Here is a 19,993-nt window from a genome sequence, read left to right as displayed (position 1 = left end):
TTCATTCTTGAGCCATGCTGCTGTGATCGTATCGTATGGTCATGAAGTGTGATCGCCGCCCCAGATGAACATGAACACCCACACCGCGCCGTCTCCGCAGTTCTACCTCACGGCACCGGCGGCTTGCCCCTACCTGCCGCATGAGATGGAGCGGAAGGTGTTTACCCATATGGTGGGGGAGCGGGCGCCGGAGCTGAACGACCTCCTGACACAGGGCGGCTTCCGCCGCTCGCAGAACATCGCCTACCGCCCTGCCTGCGAAAGCTGCCGCGCCTGCGTTTCGGTGCGGATCGTCGCCGGCGAGTTCAAGGCGACGCGCTCGATGAAGCGGGTTCTGGCGGAGAATACGGATGTGGTGTCCACCGAATATCCGGCCGAGCCATCGAGCGAGCAATACGCCCTCTTCCGCCGCTATCTCGACCATCGCCACCAGAAGGGTGGCATGTCGGACATGTCTGTGCTCGACTATGCGATGATGGTCGAGGATACGCATGTGAACACCAAGATCATCGAATATCGCCTGCGCGTCGAAGGCGACGGGATTGCGGGCCGGGCCAACGGCCCGCTGATCGCCGCCGCACTGACCGACAAGATGGGCGACGGCCTCTCGATGGTCTATTCCTACTTCGACCCCGCCTTTTCCGACCGCTCCCTCGGCACGTTCATGATCCTCGATCACATCCGCAAGGCGAGGGATCGCGGCCTGCCTCACGTCTATCTTGGCTACTGGGTCAAAGGCTCGCGCAAGATGGACTACAAGACGAAGTTCCTGCCACAGGAGCACCTGATGGCGCGGGGCTGGGAGCGGTATGTCGGGCCTGCGGGCGAGGATGCGGCAGGCTGATCCGCCGGTCATCGGGCAGCTGGCAAACCCACATTTCGAGCTTCTTGTATGCGGGCCTGCTTTTTGTTATAACGTTGGTTATAACAAGGAGAACCACCATGAACGTCACCATTCGCAAGATCGGAAACTCCGAAGGCGTTATCCTGCCGAAGGACGTGCTGGATCGTATGGGCGTGAAGGCGGGGGACACGCTGACGGTGCGCATGACGGATAACAAACTGGAACTCATTCCAGAAACGGCATCCTTTTCGGAGCAGTTAAAGGCTGCCCGGATCGGCATGGAGAAGTACAAGAATGCGCTGAGAGAACTGGCAAAGTGACAGGGTACACTTGGCTCTCGCGCGAGGGTATCGAGGCCATTCACGACGAGCAACTCGCGGAACACGGCGGGCTGCCCGGCTTGAAGGACGAGAACGCGCTGGAAGCTGCGCTGGCGCGTCCGCTGCACAAGCACGCCTACGGCGAGGATGATATTTTCGTCCTCGCTGCGGCCTATCTTTATGGCATCACCCGAAACCATCCTTTTTCCGATGGCAACAAACGAACCGGCTTTCTGGCCGCCTTTACATTCCTGTTCATCAACGGATGGCTGCTGAACACCGAAGAAGCGATGGCCGTCGAGTTTGTCCTCGGCGTCGCCTCAGGAGAGATCGCGGAAGACGGGATCGGAAATTTCCTACAGGATTATTGCGAGCGACTAACCGTCTGACACATCACCGGACGGAACTCTCGGACCCCTTACCCCCCGAACTTCCCGCTCCGCGGAAAGCCCTTTGGCACAACGCGGCCCGCCGTCCCTCGATCGGCGATCCATTCGGCAAGTTCGGCGGCGGTCTTGGTGAAGCTGCGGCCGGCGCTGTCGGTCCAGGTCAGGCCATCGGCCAGCGTGAAGCAGCGGATGTCGGAGACGCCGCCGTCCTTGTAGCGCTGGAGGCGCACGCCCTTGCCACGGGTCATTTCCGGGATCTGCGCCAGCGGGAAGACGAGGAGCTTGCGGTTTTCGCCGATGATCGCGACCTGATCGCCCTTGACGGTCACGACCATCTTGGCCTCGTCCGGCATCGCGACGTTCATGATCTGCTTGCCCTTTCGGGTATTGGCCACCATCTCACTTTCGGAAATCACGAAGCCGTTGCCAGCGGCGGACGCGATCAGCACCTTGCGGGCGGGGTCGTGCACGAAGGCGGTCAGCACGTCCTGATCGTTTTCCATATCGACCATGATGCGCAGCGGCTCGCCGTGGCCGCGCCCGCCCGGCAGCTTGTCGCCGCCAAGCGTATAGACCTTGCCGCCGGTGGTGACGATCAGGATGCGATCGGTGGTGGAGGCCGGGAATGCGAACTTCAGTGCATCGCCTTCCTTGAACTGGAGCGTCGCCGTATCGGAGATGTGCCCCTTCAGTGCGCGGATCCAGCCTTTCTGCGAGAGGACGACGGTAATCGGCTCCTTCTCGATCATCGCCTGATGGATCGCCGCGTCGTCCGTGTCCGGCGCGTCGGCAAACACCGTGCGGCGGCGGCCGAGTTCGGTCGCCTTGGCGAACTTCTTCTTCACCTCGCCGATTTCGGAAGCCACTGTCTCCCATTGCTTTTCGTCGGAGGCCAGCAGCGCGTCGATCTCGGCCTTCTCTGCCGTCAGACCGTCGAACTCGGTGCGGATCTCGAACTCCTCCAGCTTGCGCAGAGAGCGCAGGCGCATGTTGAGGATCGATTCGGCCTGAAGGTCGGTCAGCGTGAACCGCTTGATCAAAGACGGCTTCGGCTCGTCCTCCTCGCGGATGATGCGGATAACCTCGTCAAGGTTGAGATAGGCGATCAGATAGCCGCCAAGAATCTCCAGCCGGCGCTCGATGGCGGCAAGGCGGAAGCGCGACCGGCGCTGCAAGACCTCGCGGCGATGCTGGAGCCACTCCGTGAGAATGTCGAAGATCGACATGACGCGGGGCACCCGGCCCATCGACAGCACGTTCATGTTCAGCGGAAAGCGGTTTTCGAGGTCGGTCAGCCGGAACAGCGATTCCATCATGATCGTCGGATCGACGCTGCGGCTCTTCGGCACCAGTACGACACGCACGTCCTCGGCCGACTCATCGCGCACGTCCTCGAGCAGCGGCAGCTTGCGGGCGATCAGCAGTTCGGCGATCTTTTCGATCAGCCGCGATTTCTGCACCTGATAGGGAATTTCCGTGACGACGATCTGCCAGACGCCGCGTCCGAGATCCTCCACGACCCATTTGGCCCGCACGCGAAAACCGCCACGGCCCGTCCGGTAGGCCTCGGTGATGCTGGCCTTGTTGTCGATGATGATGCCGCCGGTCGGGAAATCCGGACCGGGTACGAGTTCGACCAGCTCCTCGATCGTTGCATCCGGCTTGCGGATCAGGAGCAGCGCCGCATCGCAAAGCTCATGCGCATTGTGCGGTGGAATCGACGTGGCCATGCCCACCGCGATGCCGGACGAGCCATTGGCCAGCAGGTTGGGGAACGCACCCGGCATGACAACGGGCTCTTCGTCCTCCTCGTTATAGGTGGCGCGGAAATCGACGGCGTCCTGATCGATGCCTTCCAGAAGCAGCGCCGCGACCTCGGTCATGCGCGCTTCGGTGTACCGGTAAGCGGCGGCATTATCGCCGTCGATATTGCCGAAATTGCCCTGTCCATCGACCAGCGGATAACGCTGGGAGAAATCCTGGGCGAGCCGCACCAGCGCGTCGTACACCGACTGGTCGCCATGCGGGTGGAACTTACCGATGACGTCACCGACGATACGGGCGCATTTCTTGAAGGCCGTGTTGGGACGGATGCCCATCTCGCTCATCGCGTGGATGATGCGGCGATGCACCGGTTTCAGGCCGTCGCGAACGTCCGGCAGCGCGCGATGCATGATCGTGGAGAGCGCATAGGCAAGATAGCGCTCTTCCAGTGCCGCCTTGAGATCGACGGGCTGAATATGATCGTCTCCGCCCGACGGCGGCAAAAGGCTCTGTCCCATGGGTCGTAGCTACCTCAACAAACCGTGAACATCAAGTTGTCTCGCCGGTGCTATCCCCAGCAAACCACCGCCCGTGAAGGCGCCTGCCAAATAAAGCACGGTGCTTACCTGACATTTCTCCACCCGCCGCATATATTTCCGCCCAAATCGCCTTGGAGACATCGACCCCGATATCACAGGCTTTGCAAGGACCCAATGATGATGCAGTTTCCAAGACTTCGCTTCCTGATGGCAAGCGTCGCCCTCGCCGGCCTCGCCTCGCCCGCCTTTGCGCTCGACGGCGCCGACTTCGTCACCAAGCTGAACGCGGCCTATGCCACCAATGGTGCGACGCTCGCCTACGAGGCGGTCGATGTCAACGACGACAGCGTGGTCCTCAAGGGCGCCAGCGTCCAGAGCACGGTCAAGAAGACGGACGAACTCAAGATCGGCGACCTCACCTTCGATGGCGTCGAGGAGCTTTCTGATGGCGGCTACACCGTCGAGACGGTGGCCTTCCCGGATATCGACCGGGCCGCCGACGGCGCCCGCCTGACCGCCAAGGACATCGCGATCTCGGGCCTGCGCGTGCCCGCCAAGACCGGGACCGGCAGCATCGACGACCTGCTCTACTACCAATCGGCCGGAACCGGTCCGATCACCGTGGAGATCGGCGGCAAGACCGTGTTCGCCATCGACAAGTCTGAAAGCAACCTGACCCGCCAGGACGGCGACAAGGGCATCGATTTCGACGGCATCGTCAGTGGTGTGAAGGCCGACCTCTCGGACGTCAAGGACGCCAAGACCAAAATGGCGATCGAGAAGCTCGGCCTCCAGAATCCGACCGGCGAGTTCACCGTGGAAGGCAGCTGGGACCTCGACTCGGGCGTTTTCGCCATACGTGACAACTCTCTGAACGTCGACAATGTCGGACGCCTGTCGGTCGGCTTCAACGTTTCGGGCTACACGCTCCAGCTGCTGAATTCGCTGCAGGAAGCCTTCAAGGCGGCTGAGGCCAATCCCAACAAGGAGGCCGCCAACCAGGCGCTCGGCCTGTCGGCCATGGGCCTTATCCAGCAGATGAACTTCAATTCCGCCTCGATCCGCTTCGAGGATGCCTCGATCACCAAGCGCCTGCTCGATTACTTCGGTGCGGAACAGGGCGTGACGGGCGAACAGATGGCGCAGTCGATCAAGGGTCTCGCCCCGATCATGATCGCGCAGCTCAACCTTCCCGACTTGCAGAACCAGCTGACGGCGGCCATCACCGCCTATCTAGATGCGCCAAAGAACCTGACGATCACGGCAGAGCCTGCCAAGCCCGTCCCCTTCCCGATGATCATGGGCGCCGGCATGGGCGCGCCGAACACGCTACCGAGCGTGCTGGGCGTCAAGGTAACCGCGAACGACTGACGCTGCGGGATCGCTCCGAAACGACAAAGCCCGCCGGCCTCCCGATACGAAGGCCGGCGGGCTTTTCTTTTTCTCGCTCAGTGCGAGGCTTGCGGCAGAGCCGGAGCATCCGGCTTGTCGTGCACGGCGAACCGGTCGAGCATCGTCGCACTCGCCGCGTTCAGGCCGACGACATCGACGGGAACGCCGGAACGGCGGAACTTCAGCACCACCTTGTCGAGCGCGCCCACGGCGGTAATGTCCCAGAAATGCGCATCGGAGACATCGATCGTGACGCCGTCGGCTTTCTCGGAGAAGTCGAAGGCCGCGATGAAGGCATCGGCCGAAGCGAAGAAGACCTGGCCTTCGACCCGGTAGGTCCGGGCATTGGCATCGCCAAGGGGTACGACGCGGAAAAGCTTTGCGACCTTTCCGGCAAAGAACACGCCCGACAGGAGCACGCCGACGATAACGCCCTTGGCCAGATCATGGGTCGCGACGACCGTGACGACCGTTGCCAGCATCACCACGGAGGATGGCAGCGGGTTGCTCCTGAGATCGAGAATGGACCGCCAGGAGAAGGTGCCGATCGACACCATGATCATCACCGCGACGAGAGCGGCCATCGGGATGATGCGCACGATATCGTCGAGCACGAGGATGAGGAACAGCAGGAACGCGCCCGCGACGAACGTGGAAAGCCGCCCGCGACCGCCCGAGGAGACGTTGATGACCGACTGGCCGATCATGGCGCACCCGCCCATGCCGCCGATCAGCGCGGCGGCGATGTTGCCGGCGCCCTGGCCCACGCATTCCTGGCTCTTGTTGCTCGGCGTGTCCGTCATGTCATCGACGATCTGCGCCGTCAACAGCGATTCGAGCAGGCCGACGGCTGCCAGGGTCACGGAATAGGGAAAGATGATCCGCAGCGTTTCCCAGGTCATCGGCACGTCCGGCAGGCCGAGGACCGGCAGGCTGGAGGGCAGTTCGCCAAGGTCGCCGACGGTTCGCAGGTCGAAGCCCCCGAAGAAGGCGGCGGCCGTCAGCACCGCGATGGCAACCAGCGGCGACGGGATCGCCTTTGTCACATAGGGGAACAGGTAGATGATGCCGAGCCCGATGGCGATCATCACATAGGTCAAAGCGGGGACGCCGATCAGCTCGGGCAGCTGCGCCATGAAGATCAGGATCGCCAGCGCGTTGACGAAGCCGGTGATAACGGAGCGCGAGACGAAGCGCATCAGCCGCCCGAGCTTCAGGAAGCCACCCGCGATCTGCAAAATCCCCATGAGGATGGTGGCGGCGAAGAGATATTGCAGGCCATGGTCGCGCACGAGGCTGACCATGACGACGGCGGTGGCCGCCGTGGCGGCCGAAATCATGCCGGGCCGGCCACCGGTAAAGGCGGCGACGCAGGCAATGGCGAAGGAGGCAAACAGCCCCACCTTCGGATCGACCCCCGCGATGACCGAAAAGCCGATCGCCTCGGGAATGAGCGCCAGCGCCACGACGACGCCGGAAAGAATGTCGCCGCGAATGTTGGAAAACCATTCGTGGCGGTAGGTGGACAATGAGATCATGGATTGAACGTTTCGCAAACAGGAACGCACCAGCCGGGACGAGGTCCGAAGCGGTTATAAGGGCTGATGCTGTGCGTTGTCCGGCGGATCGGCGGCCGGAAGAGCCACCCGGGGATCGCACCCGGGTCCGTTGTGATGGCTTTCCATAAACCGGACACGCCCCTGACGCAACGCTAAAGTCCGCAGCGCCTTGCGAAGGCGCCGATGGGGAAACGGAAAAGGGCGATCCATGGCCGCCCTCCTATTCGTTGTATGTCGATCCGGCGTTTGCGGATCAATCCTTCTTCGGCTGCGGCACGACCCTCAAGGCCAGTTCGCGCAGCTGCGTCGGCGTCGCTTCGCTCGGCGCGTTCATCAGCAGGTCCTGTGCCTGCTGATTCATCGGGAACAGCGAGATCTCGCGCAGGTTCTTGGCGCCAACCAGCAGCATGACCACGCGGTCGATGCCGAAGGCGCAGCCGCCATGCGGGGGGGCGCCGTACTGGAACGCGCGGTACATGCCGCCGAAGCGGTCTTCCACGTCCTGCTTGGACAGGCCGACCAGCTCGAACGCCTTGACCATCAGCTCCGGCGACTGGTTCCGGATGGAGCCCGACGCGATTTCGAAGCCGTTGCAGACGGCGTCGTACTGATAGGCCTTGATCGTCAGGGGATCCTGCGTTTCCAGCGCCTCGAGACCGCCCTGCGGCATGGAGAAGGGGTTGTGCGCGAAGTCGACCTTCTTCTCTTCCTCGCTCCACTCGTAGAAGGGGAAATCCACGATCCAGCACAGTTCGAACCGGTCGCGGTCGACGAGGTTCAGCTCTTCGCCGGCCCGTGTGCGGGCTTCGCCTGCGAACTTGTAGAACTTGGCGGGATCGCCGGCGACGAAGAAGCAGGCATCGCCCGCCTCAAGCCCGAGCTGGACGCGGAGCGCCTCGGTGCGCTCGGGGCCGATGTTCTTGGCCAGCGGGCCGGAGCCTTCGACGGTCTCGCCCTCGGCACGCCAGAAGATATAGCCGAGACCCGGCTGGCCGGTGGATTGCGCCCAGGCATTCATCCGGTCGCAGAAGGCGCGGGACCCGCCGGTCTTCGCCGGGATCGCCCAGACCTCGACCTTCGGGTTGGAGGCAATCATGTTCGCGAAGACCTTGAAGCCGGAGCCGGCGAAATGCTCGGTGACGGCCTGCATTTCGATCGGGTTGCGCAGGTCCGGCTTGTCAGAACCGTACTTGCGGATCGCGACGTCATAGGGGATGCGCGGCCAGTCCTTGGTTACGGGCTTGCCCTCGGCGAATTTTTCGAACACGCCGGTGATCACGGGGGCCATCGTGTTCCAGACGTCCTCCTGCTCGACGAAGCTCATTTCCATGTCGAGCTGGTAGAACTCGCCCGGCAGGCGGTCGGCGCGCGGGTCTTCGTCGCGGAAGCAGGGTGCGATCTGGAAATACCGGTCGAAGCCGGCCACCATCAGCAGCTGCTTGTACTGCTGCGGCGCCTGCGGCAGCGCGAAGAACGTGCCGGGATGGATGCGCGACGGCACGAGGAAGTCGCGCGCGCCTTCCGGCGAAGACGCCGTGAGGATCGGCGTGGTGTACTCGGCAAAGCCTTCCGCGTTCATGCGGTTGCGCATGTCGGCGACGATCTGGGTGCGCTTGACGATGTTGCGGTGAAGCGTCTCGCGGCGCAAGTCGAGGAAGCGGTACTTGAGGCGCACGTCCTCGGGATAATCCGGCTCGCCGAAGATCGGCAGCGGCAGTTCCCTGGCGGCGGAGAGGACTTCGATTTCCTGAGCGTAGAGCTCGACCTCGCCGGTCGGCATGGTCTTGTTGATGGTTTCGGCCGTGCGGGCCTTGACGCGGCCATCGATGCGGATCACCCACTCGCCGCGCACGGCTTCGGCCGCCTTGAAGGCCGGGCTGTCGGGATCGACCACGACCTGGGTCAGGCCGTAATGATCGCGCAGATCGATGAACAGGACGCCGCCATGGTCGCGAACACGATGCACCCAGCCGGAGAGACGGACGTTCGCGCCGACATCGGTCTGGCGAAGGGCGGCGCAAGTGTGACTGCGGTAACGGTGCATGTGCGTTTCCTGGAACTGGCAAAATGCCGCACACGGGAAAACCATCGCTGTCCCGGCGGCGTCGAAATCGCGCGGAAAAGCGCATGGCAGGTCCGATTTGTCAAGGCGGAGCCTGCCCATAAGGCCGCATCATACGCCCGGGCGAGCCCTGCGACAACGCGGCAGGCGGGAAAGATGGCCTGCACAATTGCTGAACGGTGCGATCAAGTTTAAGGAGAAGCCCATTGATGTTTCCGGACCGGATCATGCCCGCCCTCACCCGCCGAACGCTCCTTAAAGCCAGTGCCGCCACCGCCGCATCCTTCGCGCTGGGTGCCGGCCTTGCTGCCCGTCCGGGTACGGCGGCGCCGCTCACCCTGAAGGCGCAGTTCGCAACCGCCGAGATCGCCGAGAGCGGCGCGGAGACACGGGTGATGACCTGGGGACTCGGCGATGATCCGGCCCCGTCAGGCGCGCCACCGGTTCTCAGAATGCGGCAGGGCCAGCCTTTCGCGGCAAGGCTCTTGAATACCCTCGACGAGCCGACCACCGTGCACTGGCACGGGCTTCGCATCCCCAACGCCATGGACGGCGTGCCGGAAATGACGCAACCTTATGTCTATCCGGGCGACGGCTTCGACTATGCCTTTACCCCGCCCGATGCCGGCACGTTCTGGTACCACCCCCATTGCAACACGCTGACCCAGATGGGTCATGGCATGACCGGCGTCATCGTTGTGGAGAACCCGGCCGACCCGGTGTTCGATGCGGAGATCGTGCTGAACCTGCGCGACTGGCGGCTGGGCGCCGATGGCGCGTTCATCGCCCCGTTCAAGCCGCGCGATGCGGCGCGCGGCGGCACCTATGGCACGGTGCGGACAGCCAACTGGCAGCGCACGCCGCAGTTCGAGGCACCGGCGGGAAGCCTCGTGCGGCTGCGGATCGCGGCAACCGACGTGACGCGCATCTACACGCTCGGCATCGATGCGCCCGCCGCCGTTCTGGCCCTCGATTCGAATGCGCTCGCAATGCCCGTGGCGCTGGATACGCTCGATCTTGGTCCCGGCCAGCGGGCCGATATCGTGGTGCGGATGCCGGATGGCGAGGGGCAGAGCGTGACGCTTCGTAACCTGCGCGGCTCCCAGCCCTGGACCATCGCGACGCTGGTCGCCCGCGGGTCCTCGCTCAGGCGCGATCTGGCGGATGCAAAAGCGCTGGCGTCCAACCCAATTTCACAGCCCGACATCGCCGGTGCCGAGCGCATCCCGCTCGATTTCACGGCGACGGCCGAGCACAAGGCCGTCGAGAGTATTTGCGGCTCGCTCGGCTATACATTCTGGGCGATCAACAAGGTGCCGTGGCCCGGGGATACACCGGACCCGGTCGCGCCGCTGGCGGAACTGAAACTCGGCCGGAGCTACGTCTTCCAGATCGCGAACCGCACGCCGCACGCCCACCCGATCCACCTGCACGGGCTGACGTTTCACGTCATCTCCTCCAACAAGCGCTCCGTGCTGCCGCCGCCGACGGACACGATCCTGTTGCAGCCGGACGAGCAGGCGGAGCTTGCCCTCGTCGCCGACAATCCCGGCGACTGGATGCTCCACTGCCACATCATCGAGCACCAGAAGACGGGTATGTCCTCCTATCTCAGGATAGCCTGATAGACCTCTGCCGCCACGCCGAATCACGGCTTTTTCATGTCGGTTGGTTGACATCCCCGCATCAAAAGAGAAGAGAGAGAAAACCCGCCTCCACATCCCGGAGATCCGATGGATATTATCGATACGACTGCGGCGCTGCAGGCAGCCTGCGACACGCTGGCCACCGCGCCTTATCTGACGATCGACACCGAGTTTCTGCGTGAGACGACGTTCTGGCCGCAGCTCTGCCTGATCCAGATGGCCGGCCCCGACATCGCCGTCATCGTCGATCCGCTCGCCAAGGGCCTCGACCTCGCCCCCTTCTTCGCGCTGATGGCCAATGCCGACATCATCAAGGTCTTCCACGCCGCGCGGCAGGACATCGAAATCATCTTCCATCTCGGCGGGCTCATCCCGCACCCGATCTTCGATACCCAGGTCGCGGCCATGGTCTGCGGCTTCGGTGACAGCGTCTCCTACGACCAGCTCGTCAGCCGGATCAAGGGCGAGCATATCGACAAGTCCTCGCGCTTCACCGACTGGAGCCGACGCCCGCTGACCGACAAGCAACTGGATTACGCGCTCGCCGACGTCACCCATCTGCGCGACGTCTACCACCACCTGAAGGCCGAGCTGGAGCGCGAAGGTCGCTCGCTGTGGCTGACGGAGGAGATGGCGGTTCTCGAATCGCGCGAAACCTACGACATGCACCCCGACGATGCCTGGCAACGGCTGAAGATGCGCCTGAAGAAGCCAATCGAGCTCGCCGTTCTCCAGCGCATCGCCGCCTGGCGCGAGCGCGAGGCGAGATCCCGCAACGTGCCGCGCGGTCGCGTGCTGAAGGACGACGCCCTCTACGAGATCGCCCAGCAGCAGCCGAAGGACGCCGAGGCCATGTCGCGGCTGCGCACGGTGCCGAAGGGCTGGGAACGCTCCAGCGCCGGCACCGCCATCATCGAGGCGGTCAACGAAGCGCTTGCTTTGCCCAAGGCCGACATGCCCCGCCTGCCCCGCCAGAACCAGACGAGCGACGGCGCTGCCGCCGCCATCGAGCTTCTCAAGGTTCTCCTGAAGCTCGTCGCGGAAAAGCAGGGCGTCGCCGCAAAGATCATCGCCAACAGCGACGATATCGAGCGGATCGCGTCGGAAGGCGAGAAGGCCGATGTCGGCGCGCTGAAAGGCTGGCGCCGCGAGCTGTTCGGCGAGATCGCGCTGAAGCTGATCAATGGCGACGTGGCCTTGCGCTTCGTGGACCGGAAGATCGAGGCTGTGGAATTGCCCGGTGCTCCGGCCTGAGGCCGGGTCACCGCTCCGGTTGGAAGCCGTACTTGCCTCTCGGCCCCAGACCCTTGTCGAAGGTCCCGAGCTTCGTGACGCAGACAGGTTCCACCTCAGGCGTCATGAAGGGTTTCGTCGTACCGTCGGGGGAAACCTCGACCGCAGAGACTGCCACCCGCCCGTGAACGGAGCCGTCGGGATCTATAAGATAGTTGAAGATACGGTCTGAGAGCAGGATGCGTCCGTCGCCCGTCTTGCACACCGCGATGCGCTGCATACCGCCGGTGTCCTGATCCATTTCGAACACGACCGGCGCGCGTCCTTTTGCGGTGACGGTGAGCGTCCGCAGGAATTCCGCGAGCAGCAGATGGTCTAGGTATCGTTCGAGCCGGAGATGAAGGCCATCGATGTCTGCCTCGGTGACATCGAACGGACCGCTCTCACCGCTGATCATCTTCCGCCGTTCGTTGATCTCCAAACCGATGGATACGGCTATGAGGGCCACACCACCGACAAAAACGAGAAGCAGCAGAAACAGGGCGCGGCGCCAGCGAGAGCTCTTTTCTGTCACGCGAACCGGCCCTTCCTCATACGGGTCCTTACGCGAACCGGAACGCGATCCGCTTGCCCGTCTGTTTCGCCAGCTGCTGCAAGCGTCCATCCAGTCTCTCACCTGCGAACTCGCTGTAATCGGCGGGCACCACGAAATCGAGGTCGATATTCGCCGCCGACGACGGGCGGAGGGCGAGGTTGCGGACCACGCCCGGCATGGAGGCGGAGAACAGGTAAGCAACGCGTAGCAGGGCGCCGAGGATCTTCGCCTGTTCCAGCATGCGCGCAGGCGTGATGGTGGAAAGCGGGCTGGTGGCGCCGTTGTCGTTCAGGCCGTCGTGCCGGTAATAATTGGCGAGCGCGATATAAGCGCGGCCGGCATGGGTGATACCGGAGAATGTGGAGTGGGCGATGATGTTCAGCGCCTGGAGGCCACGGTAATCGGGGTGCGCGCGCCAGGAAATATCGGCGAGCAGGCAGGCGGCCTGCCGGTAACGGGCTTCCTCCTCGGTTTCCGCGATGCCGAGGGCCGGCAGCACCCTGCCTGTCCAGTCCGCCAGCTCGCGGGCATGCTCCGGGGACCGGGCGCGCAGGATGGCCAGCTCGGAGGCGGCGGTCAGCAGCGGATCGGCGTTGCGCGCCTGCTCCGACAACAGCGAGAAGAGGTAACCCTCGCGCACGCCGAGAGCGGAAAACGAGATGCGCGCCGGCTTCAGAAGCGAGATCGTCTCCTGCAGGGCGATGGCGCCATAGGGCAGAAGATTGCGGCGGCTGCGGGAGATCGCAGCGAAGGCGGGGATCTTCAGGTCCTTGGGCTCGATGACCTCCGGCAGGAAGCTCATGGCCTCCTCATAGCTCATCTCGTAACCCTGCATCATGTGCAGCGGATAGTCGCGCAGTTCCATGTGCAGCTTGGCGATGGAGCGCCATGTGCCGCCAACGGCGTAAAAGGTGCGGCCGGCGCCGCGTTTCAGCACGTCGACGTTCTTCACCGTCTTGCGGACATAGGCACGCGCCCGTTCCAGCGAGCCGCCGGCATGTTCCGACAGGCGGATGCCGCCGAGCGGCAGGGTGATGCCGGTGCCAATGGTACGGCCGACGACGTCGACCAGTTCCAGCGAGCCGCCACCGAGATCGCCGACGACGCCATCGGGGTCGTGGTAGCCGCTGACGATGCCGAGTGCGGAGAAGTAGGCCTCCTCCTCGCCGGAGAGAACGCGGATCTTCTGGCCGAGAATGTGCTCGGCGCGGCGAATGAAATCGGGACCGTTGGAGGCGTCGCGGGCAGCCGCCGTCGCCAGAACGAAGCCGGTCGAGGCGCGCGCCTGGGTGGCGAGCGCCTTGAAGCGATGCAGCGCCTTCAGCGCACGTTCGACGCTCTCGGCATCCATCTGCCCGGTGGCATCGATACCCTTACCGAGTCCGCACATGACCTTTTCGTTGAACAGCACCGCAGGCGAGCGATTCAATCCCTCATAAATCACGAGCCGGATCGAGTTGGAGCCGATATCGACGACGGAAACAGGGGCGATGCCAGGCAAGCGCCCCTGAGCTTCGGATTCTACCATGCGGGTCCAGCTTTACTTTCTGCGGTCGCTGTCCCAGCCGGCGATAACCTTCGGCGCACTCGATTTCAGGGCCTCGCCCCGGCCGGACAGGCTGGGATTGGTCATGAAATAGACTTGTGCGTTGAACGGTTCGCTGTCCTTGGACACCGAGATCCGCCGTGAGGTGCCGTCCTCGAGAATTTCGTAGCTCTGCTGGTTATCGATGAGATTTGCCAGCATGATCTGCGACAGGACCTGTTCGTGCACGGTCCGGTTGACGAGAGGTACGAGAGTCTCCACGCGCCGGTCCAGGTTGCGCGGCATCATATCCGCCGAGCCGATATACACAAGCGCATGCTCGGAGGGAAGAGCATGGCCGTTGCCGAAACAGAAGATCCGGCTGTGTTCCAGAAAACGCCCGACGATGGACTTGACGCGGATATTCTCCGACAGGCCGGGCACCTGCGGACGCAGGCAGCAGATGCCGCGCACGATCAGCTCGACCTCGACGCCCGCACGGCTCGCGCGGTAGAGCGCATCGATGATCTCGGGGTCCACCAGCGAGTTCATCTTCATCCAGATGGAGGCCGGACGACCGGCGCCGGCATGCACGATCTCCTCCTCGATGTGCTTGAGGATGCGCGGACGCAGCGTGTGCGGCGAGATCGCCAGCTTCATGCCGGCCTCGGGCTCGCCATAGCCGGTGATGAAGTTGAAGATATTCGCCATGTCGTGGCCGACCACGGGCGAGCAGGTGAAGAAGGAGAGATCCGTGTAGATCTTGGCGGTGACAGGGTGGTAATTGCCGGTGCCGAGGTGGCAGTAGGTCCGCAGCTTGCCCTCTTCGCGGCGCACGACCATCGACATCTTGGCGTGGGTCTTCAGCTCGATGAAGCCGAAGACGACCTGCACGCCGGCACGCTCCAGATCGCGCGCCCAGCGGATGTTCGCTTCCTCATCGAAGCGTGCCTTGAGTTCGACCAGCGCCGTCACCGATTTGCCGGCGTCGGCGGCATCGATGAGCGCACGCACGATGGGGCTGTCGTTGGAGGTCCGGTAGAGCGTCTGCTTTATCGCAAGGACGTCAGGATCGCGCGCAGCCTGATGGAGGAACTGGACAACGACGTCGAAGCTCTCATAGGGGTGGTGAACCACCATGTCTTTTTCGCGGATGGCGGCGAAGCAGTCTCCCATGTGCTCTCGGACTCGCTCGGGAAATCGCGCGTTGTACGGCGCGAACCGCAGATCCTCCCTCGGAGCCTTGGTGATTTCCGACAGCGTGTTCAGGGCCAAGAGCCCCGGCAGCACGGCCACGCGGTTTTCCGGCACGCCGAGCTCAGAGATGACGAAGCGGCGCAGTTCCAGCGGCATTTCTGAATCGATCTCGATGCGGATGACCGAGCCCCGACGGCGACGCTTCAGGGCGGTCTCGAAGAAGCGAACGAGATCTTCCGCCTCTTCCTCCACCTCGATATCGCTGTCGCGGATGATGCGGAAGGTGCCGGCTCCCTTGACGTCGTAGCCCGGGAAAAGGCGACTGATGAACATGCCCACCACGTCTTCGAGCGTGATGTAGCGGATGGTGGAGCGCACGTCCGGCAGGCGTACGAAACGGTCGAGCGCCACGGGCAGACGCAGAAGTGCCGTCATCGGATCGCGGCCGGAGCGGCTGACGAGTTGCAGCCCCATTGTGAAACCGAGATTGGGAATGAAGGGGAAAGGATGCGCCGGATCGATCGACAGCGGGGTCAGCACCGGGAACATCGACTGGTCGAACGTCGTCTCCAGCCAGGTCCGGTCGTCGGCCGACAGCGAGACCGGGCGGACGATGAGAATGTCTTCCTTGGCAAGATACTGCTGGAGCACGGCAAGCGAGGCCTGCTGCTCCATCTGCAAGGTGTTGATCTCTTTCAGAATGTCGCCCAGCTGCTCGGCCGGCGTTTTGCCGTCCGGGCTGCGCACGACGACGCTTTGGCGCACCTGCGCCTCGAGACCGGCGACGCGGACCATGAAGAACTCATCGAGGTTGGCCGCAGAAATTGACAGGAAGCGGACGCGCTCCAAGAGCGGATGGGCGGTGTTCAGCGTTTCCTCGAGGACGCGGCGATTGAATTGCAGCCAAGAGAACTCGCGGTTGATGAACCGCTCCGGGCTGTTCAGCAGGTCAATGCCCTTATCGACCGCACCCTTGTCCACGGGGTTGGCCGCTGGGGTGGTCGTCTTTGCCGCAGCTGCAGTCGTGTCCATGTGCCGTTTCCTCATACGCTTTGCGAAAAGCTGCTAGACGAGTTTGACGACGGAACTGTGACAGTCAATCGTCTTGATCAGCGATTTCTTGTGTATCCGCTGCATTTCCAATTTTTTCAAGCACTTCGGCGGCCAGAGAGCGGCTGATCCGCGTGCGGCGGGCGAGCGCCAGACGATCGATGTCCTCGACCACCCTATGGGCGCTTTCCAGCGACCGCTCCATGCGGGCGACGAGGTAGGCGATCAGCCGTTCGTCGGGAAAAAGCTGGCGGTCGGCAAAGAGCTTCATCAGCACCTGACCGAGAAGATCGTCGTCCGGCTCGCTCGTCTCCACGACGGTGACCGCCTTCAGGCGCGAGGCGAGGTCCGGCAGTGCCACGCCCCAGGCGGCAGGCCGGCTGCGGGCGGTGACGAGGAGGTAGGTTCCGTTTTGGCGCACGCTGTTGATGACGTGAAAGAGCGTGGCCTCATCGAAGCCGCGACGATCGGCATCCTCGAACAGGACCGGGCCGCTTGCCGCGATATCGGGCGCATCGCTACCCTGCCGGAGATCGATGGCTGTCGCGCCGCTCGTCTGCGCCCAGATGGCGGCGAGATGCGACTTGCCCGAGCCCGGCGGTCCGACGAGCACCACGACGGGCGATGGCCAATGCGGCCAGCCGTCCACGATCGCCACCGCCGCCTCCAGCGAGGACGAGACGAGCAGGTCGTCCCGGCTGATCTGCGGCGCATGACCCAAAGGCAGCGGCAGCTGGTCGTCTCGGCGGTTCATGTGAGGCTGTGCGGTACGTTCGGCTGGGCTTCGATGGTCGTGTGGGTCGGCGGGCTGTGATAGACGTCGCTTTCCAGATAGCGCGCCAGCGCGAAGCGCACGAGGACGCCGAGGGCGGCCGCCGCGGGGACAGCCACGAGCAGCCCGACGAAGCCGAACAGCGAACCGAAGGCCAGCAGGGCGAACATGAGCCAGACGGGATGAAGGCCGACGCTGCTGCCGACCAGCTTCGGTTGCAGGATATTGCCTTCGAGGAACTGGCCCGAGAAGAAGATGCAGGCGACGACGATGACCCAGAAGTAATCCGGCCAGAACTGAACCAGCGCGACGCCCACCGCCAGCACCAGACCGACCATGGAGCCGACATAGGGAATGAAGCTGATGAGGCCGGCGAAGAAGCCGATGAGCAGGCCGAAATTCAGCCCCGCGACGGTGAGAAAGATGCCGTAATAGAGACCGAGGATGATGCAGAGCGAGCCCTGCCCGCGCACAAAGCCGGCAATGGAACTGTCCATGTCGGTCGCGATCTGGCGGACGGTGGAGAGCTGACCACGCGGGATCCAGCTGTCGACCTTGGCGACCATCCGGTCCCAATCGAGCAGCAGATAGAAGGCGACGACCGGCGTCACGACGAAAAGCGAGATGATATCGAGCAGCGCGACGCCGGAGTTCCACAACTGCTGTACCAGTGTACCGAGGAAGCTTGCGCCCTGCGCCATGAGGCGGGCTGAATTCTCGCGGATCGCGGGCAACTGGCTCTGAAGCCAGTCCGGCAGGATATCGGCTTGGGGGCTGGCGAGGAAATTCTGGAAGCTTGCGACGTAATCGGGAATTTTTGCGGTGAAGTCGGACGCCTGCGTGAAGATGATCGGGATGATCAGCACCAACGACAGGGCGAAGACGACGATGAAGCCGATGAGGATGACGATCGTCGCCATCATCCGGCTCAAGCCCCATTTTTCCAGCCGGTCGGCGATGGGATCGAGGAAGTAGGCGAGCGCCATGCCGGCGAGGAACGGCAGGAGGATGGAGGAGAAGACCATCAGGAAGGCAATGAAGAGGACGAAGAAGACAAGCCAGAAGATCGCCTGGCGGCGAAGTCCCTTCCCGCTGAACATGGTGGCCATCTGACGCTCCGATCCTGTTGACATCGCGGCGGCCCGTGGCACGCTTCCAATGAGATAGGCCCGAGATAGGACGGCGCAAGGCGGCCGGTCAAGCGCCGGTGATTCGCTATCCCCCAGGGATGACACAGGGATGACTCTGGGATCGCGCCAAGATCCATGCGGGAAAAAGCCTTGCGAGAGCGCCTGCACGCTTGCACTTGCCCGCACCACATGCCAATCGCAGGGCTTGAACGGGTGCGTGGAGAGCCAAACATGAGCCAGTCGGAACAGAACGGTCTGACCTACAGCGATGCGGGCGTCGATATCGATGCCGGAAACCTGATGGTCGAGAAGATCAAGCCGCATGTCCGCTCCACCCGCAGGCCCGGCGCCGATGGCGAGATCGGCGGCTTCGGAGGCCTGTTCGACCTGAAGGCTGCCGGCTTTACCGACCCGGTGCTGGTCGCCGCGAACGACGGCGTCGGCACCAAGCTGAAGATCGCCATCGACGCCAACAAGCACGACACCGTCGGCATCGATCTCGTGGCCATGTGCGTCAACGACCTCGTGGTGCAGGGCGCCGAGCCGCTGTTCTTTCTCGACTATTTCGCAACCGGCAAGCTCGACCCTGACCAGGGTGCGGCCATCGTCGCCGGTATCGCGGCGGGTTGCCGGGATGCCGGCTGTGCGCTGATCGGCGGCGAGACGGCGGAAATGCCGGGCATGTATTCCGGCGGCGACTACGATCTTGCCGGCTTTGCCGTCGGCGCGGCCGAACGCGGCCGGCTGCTGCCGGCTGGCGATATCGCCGAAGGCGACGTCATCCTCGGCCTCGCCTCCTCCGGCGTTCACTCCAACGGCTATTCGCTGGTGCGCAAGATCGTCGGTCTCTCGGGCCTTGCCTGGGACGCGCCGGCCCCCTTCGACACTGGCACCGAAGGCGCGACCCTTGCCGACGTGCTGATGACGCCGACGCGTATCTACGTAAAGCCGCTGCTGAACGTCATCCGCGAGACCGGCGGCATCAAGGCGCTGGCCCACATCACCGGTGGCGGCTTTCCCGAAAACATTCCACGCGTGCTGCCGAAGCATCTTGCAGCCGAAATCGACCTGGCGGCCGTCAATGCGCCGCCCGTGTTCTCCTGGCTTGCCCGCATCGGCGGCGTCGCGGCAACCGAGATGCTGCGCACCTTCAACTGCGGCGTCGGCATGATCGCCGTCGTGCCGGCGGAGCTTGCCGACAGCGTGACGGCGGCGCTTGCGGCCGAAGGCGAGACGGTGTTCCGCCTCGGCCGGATGATCGCCCGTAACGAGGGTGCGCCGGGCGTGGTCTACGAGGGAACGCTGACGCTGTGAGCGAGATAAGCATGAGCGAGGCTGCTTCGCGCAAGCGCGTCGTCGTGTTCATCTCCGGCGGCGGCTCCAACATGCTGGCGCTGGCGGATGCCTGCGCAGCGGACGACTATCCGGCCGAGATCGTCGGCGTGATCTCCGACCGCGCAACCGCCGGCGGCCTGGAGAAAGCTGCGGCGCGCGGCATTCCCACCGCTGCCTTCGAGCGGCGCGATTATGCCGACAAAGCGGCGCACGAGGCCGCTATTCTCGACCATGCCGAAAAGCTGCGTCCCGATCTCCTATGTCTTGCCGGCTACATGCGCCTGCTGAGCGGCGCCTTCATCGGCCGCTACGAAGGCCGCATCCTCAACATCCACCCGTCCCTCCTGCCCGATTTCCCCGGCCTGCACACGCATCAGCGCGCGCTGGATGCCGGCCGCACGGAAGCCGGCTGCACCGTTCATTTCGTCAACGAGGGCATGGACGAAGGCCCTGTCATCCTGCAGACCCGGGTGCCGGTTCTTGCCGACGACACGGCGGAAACGCTGGCGGCCCGCGTGCTGACGGTCGAGCACAAGACCTATGCAGAGGCATTGCGGATGGTGGCGCGCGGCGACGTTCGGACGGGCGGGTGAGGTGCGGTCAGCCCAGCTTGCCCGTCTGCATGTCTGGGCAAGGGCAGC

Annotated in this window: 16 protein-coding genes and 1 other annotated feature; of the genes, 8 read left to right on the top strand and 8 right to left on the bottom strand. The window is 63.7% G+C overall.

Annotated elements, in window-relative coordinates:
- Positions 1 to 70: 70 nt before the first annotated feature.
- The 3 genes from GA0004734_RS09260 (at position 71) to GA0004734_RS09250 (ending at position 1,553) form a co-directional block, all read left to right on the top strand.
- The gene (locus tag GA0004734_RS09260; RefSeq protein WP_092936116.1) at positions 71 to 844 is read left to right on the top strand and encodes an arginyltransferase; all 774 of its coding nucleotides are present in this window, start codon (positions 71 to 73) and stop codon (positions 842 to 844) included.
- Positions 845 to 942: 98 nt separating this feature from the next.
- Positions 943 to 1,164, top strand: a complete 222-nt coding sequence (locus GA0004734_RS09255; protein WP_092933154.1) for an AbrB/MazE/SpoVT family DNA-binding domain-containing protein — start codon at positions 943 to 945, stop codon at positions 1,162 to 1,164.
- Positions 1,161 to 1,553: a type II toxin-antitoxin system death-on-curing family toxin gene (locus tag GA0004734_RS09250; protein ID WP_092933152.1), complete on the top strand. Its 393-nt coding sequence runs from the start codon at positions 1,161 to 1,163 to the stop codon at positions 1,551 to 1,553. Before GA0004734_RS09255 ends, GA0004734_RS09250 begins: the two co-directional genes overlap by 4 nt.
- A 29-nt stretch (positions 1,554 to 1,582) precedes the next feature.
- Here the strand turns inward: GA0004734_RS09250 and parC are convergent, their stop codons facing one another.
- Positions 1,583 to 3,835 carry a DNA topoisomerase IV subunit A gene (gene parC, locus GA0004734_RS09245; RefSeq protein ID WP_092933150.1) on the bottom strand — a complete coding sequence of 751 codons (2,253 nt, stop codon included), beginning with the start codon at positions 3,833 to 3,835 and terminating at the stop codon, positions 1,583 to 1,585.
- 198 nt (positions 3,836 to 4,033) lie between these two features.
- Here parC and GA0004734_RS09240 point away from each other — a divergent pair, with 198 nt between their 5' ends.
- Positions 4,034 to 5,227: a hypothetical protein gene (locus GA0004734_RS09240; RefSeq protein ID WP_092936114.1), complete on the top strand. Its 1,194-nt coding sequence runs from the start codon at positions 4,034 to 4,036 to the stop codon at positions 5,225 to 5,227.
- A 77-nt stretch (positions 5,228 to 5,304) separates the two neighbouring features.
- Here the strand turns inward: GA0004734_RS09240 and GA0004734_RS09235 are convergent, their stop codons facing one another.
- Together GA0004734_RS09235 and aspS are read right to left on the bottom strand one after the other, a co-directional pair.
- Positions 5,305 to 6,786 (bottom strand): SulP family inorganic anion transporter, encoded by a 1,482-nt coding sequence (locus tag GA0004734_RS09235; protein WP_092933148.1) that lies wholly within the window; start codon positions 6,784 to 6,786, stop codon positions 5,305 to 5,307.
- 74 nt (positions 6,787 to 6,860) lie between these two features.
- Positions 6,861 to 6,918: a sequence feature (sul1 is cis-regulatory element that is thought to sense ions involved in sulfur or methionine metabolism; They are found in Alphaproteobacteria), on the bottom strand.
- Between the two features lie 142 nt (positions 6,919 to 7,060).
- Entirely contained in the window at positions 7,061 to 8,851 is a 1,791-nt protein-coding gene (aspS, locus tag GA0004734_RS09230) for an aspartate--tRNA ligase (RefSeq protein ID WP_092933146.1), read from the bottom strand.
- A 245-nt stretch (positions 8,852 to 9,096) separates the two neighbouring features.
- Between aspS and GA0004734_RS09225 the strand changes: the two genes are divergently transcribed.
- Together GA0004734_RS09225 and rnd are read left to right on the top strand one after the other, a co-directional pair.
- Positions 9,097 to 10,494 (top strand): multicopper oxidase family protein, encoded by a 1,398-nt coding sequence (locus GA0004734_RS09225; protein WP_092936112.1) that lies wholly within the window; start codon positions 9,097 to 9,099, stop codon positions 10,492 to 10,494.
- A gap of 114 nt (positions 10,495 to 10,608) precedes the next feature.
- A complete protein-coding gene (gene rnd / locus GA0004734_RS09220; protein ID WP_092936110.1) occupies positions 10,609 to 11,769 on the top strand; it encodes a ribonuclease D in 1,161 nt (386 codons plus the stop codon).
- A gap of 7 nt (positions 11,770 to 11,776) precedes the next feature.
- Here rnd and GA0004734_RS09215 read toward each other — a convergent pair whose 3' ends face one another.
- From GA0004734_RS09215 to GA0004734_RS09195, 5 genes are all read right to left on the bottom strand, one after another.
- Positions 11,777 to 12,322 carry a hypothetical protein gene (locus GA0004734_RS09215; protein WP_092933144.1) on the bottom strand — a complete coding sequence of 182 codons (546 nt, stop codon included), beginning with the start codon at positions 12,320 to 12,322 and terminating at the stop codon, positions 11,777 to 11,779.
- 28 nt (positions 12,323 to 12,350) lie between these two features.
- The gene (ppx, locus tag GA0004734_RS09210; protein ID WP_092933142.1) at positions 12,351 to 13,871 is read right to left on the bottom strand and encodes an exopolyphosphatase; all 1,521 of its coding nucleotides are present in this window, start codon (positions 13,869 to 13,871) and stop codon (positions 12,351 to 12,353) included.
- A 12-nt stretch (positions 13,872 to 13,883) separates the two neighbouring features.
- Complete coding sequence (locus GA0004734_RS09205) at positions 13,884 to 16,097, bottom strand: RNA degradosome polyphosphate kinase (RefSeq protein WP_092933140.1); 2,214 nt, start codon at positions 16,095 to 16,097, stop codon at positions 13,884 to 13,886.
- A gap of 64 nt (positions 16,098 to 16,161) precedes the next feature.
- Positions 16,162 to 16,869 carry a DnaA regulatory inactivator HdaA gene (gene hdaA / locus GA0004734_RS09200; RefSeq protein WP_092933137.1) on the bottom strand — a complete coding sequence of 236 codons (708 nt, stop codon included), beginning with the start codon at positions 16,867 to 16,869 and terminating at the stop codon, positions 16,162 to 16,164.
- Positions 16,866 to 17,996: an AI-2E family transporter gene (locus GA0004734_RS09195; protein ID WP_092933135.1), complete on the bottom strand. Its 1,131-nt coding sequence runs from the start codon at positions 17,994 to 17,996 to the stop codon at positions 16,866 to 16,868. The genes hdaA and GA0004734_RS09195 overlap by 4 nt, the downstream gene beginning before the upstream one ends.
- 252 nt (positions 17,997 to 18,248) lie before the next feature.
- Between GA0004734_RS09195 and purM the strand changes: the two genes are divergently transcribed.
- A complete protein-coding gene (gene purM, locus GA0004734_RS09190) occupies positions 18,249 to 19,331 on the top strand; it encodes a phosphoribosylformylglycinamidine cyclo-ligase (protein ID WP_092933133.1) in 1,083 nt (360 codons plus the stop codon).
- Positions 19,332 to 19,342: 11 nt separating this feature from the next.
- Positions 19,343 to 19,945 carry a phosphoribosylglycinamide formyltransferase gene (purN, locus tag GA0004734_RS09185; RefSeq protein WP_092933131.1) on the top strand — a complete coding sequence of 201 codons (603 nt, stop codon included), beginning with the start codon at positions 19,343 to 19,345 and terminating at the stop codon, positions 19,943 to 19,945.
- Positions 19,946 to 19,993: the final 48 nt, after the last annotated feature.

Source organism: Rhizobium sp. 9140 (genome assembly GCF_900067135.1).
Lineage (GTDB): Bacteria > Pseudomonadota > Alphaproteobacteria > Rhizobiales > Rhizobiaceae > Ferranicluibacter.
The sequence above is the reverse complement of the archived record's forward strand: the minus strand, read 5'-3'. Positions and strand labels throughout refer to the sequence as shown.